This is a genomic window from Dysgonomonas sp. PH5-45 (assembly GCF_029893235.1).
Lineage (GTDB): Bacteria > Bacteroidota > Bacteroidia > Bacteroidales > Dysgonomonadaceae > UBA1309.
The window spans coordinates 1-2,633 of sequence record NZ_JARXWE010000060.1 but is presented as its reverse complement, the minus strand read 5'-3'; the positions used below and the strand labels follow the sequence as shown (position 1 = coordinate 2,633).

Below are 2,633 nucleotides of genomic sequence, written 5' to 3'. Positions count from 1 at the left end.
GCACAAGCCAAAAGTATCAGACGGAAGTTTGGATACTCAATTCAAGAACTTTTTATTTGTGCAAATATATGACGCTTTATTATGATTTAACTATACCTTTGTGTACAGATAAATAAAGAATTACCTTAACCACTTGAAAAACAAGAAATAAGATTTTCTATTGATACGGCATAGTTGAAACTGTCTATCGAATAAAAACCTAATTCCTCGGCAAACGCACTACTTTTATCGTTGACGGATTCTATTCCGAATGTATCTGAAACCATATTTTAAGGCTGTCTGTGAAAGAAAATGAACGAAATGTGTTCCATCCCTATACGCTCTTTTCGAAAGCCGATTCGGGCTATAATAAGGCAATCAGGGGGAAATATGCTTTCTACTCGGCGAATGCGCAAATACAAATCTATCCGCTTGTTTCTTCGGGAGGCTATGATATTATCAGGAGTAAGATAAACAAGGGAAAGACGGTACTTAAACCGCTTCTTCTGGTAGCTATCTATTTCGTTTCGTATTTCTTCGTACTCGTTCATATATCTGCGGTTTATGATTGTCTGAATCCTCGTTTTGGCTTCTTCTTTTTTTTCTTCATTGGCATTTGCTGCTCCTCGCTGTTGTTAAGTTCAGGGGTGAGCAAAGTTTGAAAAAGACCTCAAAGAGTTAGAGCCTAAAGACAGGCTGATGATACTTGAAAAACTGATGCAGTATGTTGTACCTAAACAACAATCTATTAGCGTTGAGACTCAAATTCAGGCCGAATATCAGGAACTTGAAAAATTATTAGAAAAAGCCCCTGATAGTCTTGTAGACGAATTATTGCAACGTATGGAGAAATTAAAACAAGATAAAGACGAATAGCAATGGCAAATAAGGAAAAAGTACGGATGGTATTGGCCGTCCTCAAAGGCGAACAAATCGGGCTCGATCAGTGCCCTCTCTATGAGTTCAAAGACGGCAAATTTGAGATAATAGACGGCGAACTTGTCGGAGATATGCAACAAATCGGATATATTGATTTTCCGGCCGGCTTTGATGTGGTACAGCTCCCATTATCGGAAAAGGATAAACAAGAGATAGAAATGATCGAACGAGGCGAAAGCCCTTATAAATTCTAAAATTATGGAAGATAAGAACAAAGTACAAAAAGTATTATCGAATCTAAAGGGCTTGGAGTTCTGGGATTCCATTCCGGTACATCTCTGGGTAACTAACATGGAAAAGGTTAAGAGATACCTGAAAAGCGGCGAAAAACTGCTTCCAAAGAAATAATATCACTTTTGACTCGGTGATGAGGGTGTATAGTTCAGGCTTGCACCCTTTTTTTGTCCGACAACATTGTAGATATAATTGCATAGACAACCACCAGTAAAAATATTGCCAGAATACTCGATATTCTAAACAAGCCATTTCAAAGCCGAAATTCAACACTTTTCCCTCAAAACAACCTGGAGCCAAAAAGAAATGAAAATGCGAAATTCGCAAAGAAAACAGGCTTATTCCTGACTTTGCGGTTTGTTGTAGATGTAGAAAAATAGGGCGGCCAAAAATTCAGCTATCCTATTTTATTATTTTGTTGAAAAAGTATAATCTAATCACAGTATCAAGATAACAAAAGCTTAAGCCCCAGAGCTTGAGCAATACGAACAAAGCTAGACATCTGCATATCAGTTGCTCCTTTTTCTATCTTAGCGATATAGCTTCTTTTCAGACCTACTTTTTCGCTTAGTTGCTCCTGTGTGAGATTCAACTCTTTACGCTTCTCCTTCAATATTTCACCGTAATAATACGCAATGGCTTCTTTGTTAAACTCATCACGAGAAGCCGTACCCTCTTTCCCGTATTTGGCATCCAGCAAGGTATTTGCATTCTTTAGTTTGGTTGCATCTATTTTTCTCATGATTCTAAGTTATTTAATATTTTTTCTGCTTTCTTAATCTGTTTGTTGTAATCTTTAGTTGACTTTTTCAGGAAGCCGTTTAAAATAACTACCTGCGTAGCCTCTATGATATTTTCATGATCGATTGAGAATAATATAGACCGGTATTCATTCGTGCCTACACTTACACGCATTTCGTATAATTCTGTATTGACAAGTTTCTTTACGAAATCGGTATGTATAAGTTTGAAATCCTTAATCAGCACAACAACATAGTCAATCTTTTTCTTGACCTTTCGTCAAGACTATTATAGAACTCTTTAAACTCATCCGTATAAAGGATAGTACGAGCCGAGCCGATATTGTCTATTTCTTCATTCTCATTATCCATAGCACAAATATAACTAATTAATTACAATTATGCAAGTATAGATAATAATATCTCACTAGTGTCCCATTAAAATTGGGACACTAGTGATTTCATAAAATTCAAAACAGCTTCTTAGTTCTTTTCTTTGTGTGAGCATAAGTCCTTGTATTTTTATGTTTTAAGTATTCAATAAAAATTAATGACGTATTTTGATTTTATTTTATGTAATATGTCATTCAAGCGTTCTTTGAGTTTTTGGAAGTTAAGAAAAGCATCAAAAGGTAGCCATCTATATTTAATGCGAATCAGTATTTAAAAAATTAGATAAATAAAAGCGATGGCAATTTTGCCCATCGTATGTATGAGTAGTCCGGCAGTGGACCTTACTTT

General features: G+C 35.8%; 8 protein-coding genes. 4 read left to right on the top strand and 4 right to left on the bottom strand.

Annotated features, from left to right (window positions below):
* Positions 1-125: 125 nt before the first annotated feature.
* Positions 126-266: a hypothetical protein gene (locus tag M2132_RS12085; protein WP_348523159.1), complete on the bottom strand. Its 141-nt coding sequence runs from the start codon at positions 264-266 to the stop codon at positions 126-128.
* Between the two features lie 15 nt (positions 267-281).
* On the opposite strand from M2132_RS12085, the gene M2132_RS12080 reads away from it, so the two are divergent.
* The 4 genes from M2132_RS12080 to M2132_RS11870 are packed head-to-tail and all read left to right on the top strand — an operon-like array spanning position 282 to position 1,266.
* Complete coding sequence (locus M2132_RS12080; protein WP_348523158.1) at positions 282-641, top strand: hypothetical protein; 360 nt, start codon at positions 282-284, stop codon at positions 639-641.
* Between the two features lie 37 nt (positions 642-678).
* Positions 679-855 (top strand): hypothetical protein, encoded by a 177-nt coding sequence (locus M2132_RS11880; protein ID WP_280673826.1) that lies wholly within the window; start codon positions 679-681, stop codon positions 853-855.
* Positions 856-857: 2 nt separating this feature from the next.
* Positions 858-1,112, top strand: coding sequence for a hypothetical protein (locus M2132_RS11875; RefSeq protein ID WP_280673828.1), 255 nt, complete (start codon positions 858-860; stop codon positions 1,110-1,112).
* A 4-nt stretch (positions 1,113-1,116) separates the two neighbouring features.
* Complete coding sequence (locus M2132_RS11870) at positions 1,117-1,266, top strand: hypothetical protein (RefSeq protein ID WP_280673830.1); 150 nt, start codon at positions 1,117-1,119, stop codon at positions 1,264-1,266.
* Between the two features lie 331 nt (positions 1,267-1,597).
* Here the strand turns inward: M2132_RS11870 and M2132_RS11865 are convergent, their stop codons facing one another.
* The 3 genes from M2132_RS11865 to M2132_RS12075 are packed head-to-tail and all read right to left on the bottom strand — an operon-like array spanning position 1,598 to position 2,264.
* Complete coding sequence (locus tag M2132_RS11865; RefSeq protein WP_280673832.1) at positions 1,598-1,894, bottom strand: helix-turn-helix domain-containing protein; 297 nt, start codon at positions 1,892-1,894, stop codon at positions 1,598-1,600.
* Positions 1,891-2,139, bottom strand: a complete 249-nt coding sequence (locus tag M2132_RS11860) for a type II toxin-antitoxin system RelE/ParE family toxin (RefSeq protein ID WP_348523157.1) — start codon at positions 2,137-2,139, stop codon at positions 1,891-1,893. The genes M2132_RS11865 and M2132_RS11860 overlap by 4 nt, the downstream gene beginning before the upstream one ends.
* Complete coding sequence (locus M2132_RS12075; protein WP_348523156.1) at positions 2,133-2,264, bottom strand: hypothetical protein; 132 nt, start codon at positions 2,262-2,264, stop codon at positions 2,133-2,135. Before M2132_RS12075 ends, M2132_RS11860 begins: the two co-directional genes overlap by 7 nt.
* Positions 2,265-2,633 lie beyond the last annotated feature (369 nt).

What these genes read in the sequence shown, in the direction of transcription:
- M2132_RS12085 (WP_348523159.1), bottom strand. Translation starts at nt 266, where the DNA reads ATGGTTTCAGATACATTCGGAATAGAATCCGTCAACGATAAAAGTAGT.
- M2132_RS11880 (WP_280673826.1), top strand. Translation starts at nt 679, where the DNA reads ATGATACTTGAAAAACTGATGCAGTATGTTGTACCTAAACAACAATCT.
- M2132_RS11875 (WP_280673828.1), top strand. Translation starts at nt 858, where the DNA reads ATGGCAAATAAGGAAAAAGTACGGATGGTATTGGCCGTCCTCAAAGGC.
- M2132_RS11870 (WP_280673830.1), top strand. Translation starts at nt 1,117, where the DNA reads ATGGAAGATAAGAACAAAGTACAAAAAGTATTATCGAATCTAAAGGGC.
- M2132_RS11865 (WP_280673832.1), bottom strand. Translation starts at nt 1,894, where the DNA reads ATGAGAAAAATAGATGCAACCAAACTAAAGAATGCAAATACCTTGCTG.
- M2132_RS12075 (WP_348523156.1), bottom strand. Translation starts at nt 2,264, where the DNA reads ATGGATAATGAGAATGAAGAAATAGACAATATCGGCTCGGCTCGTACT.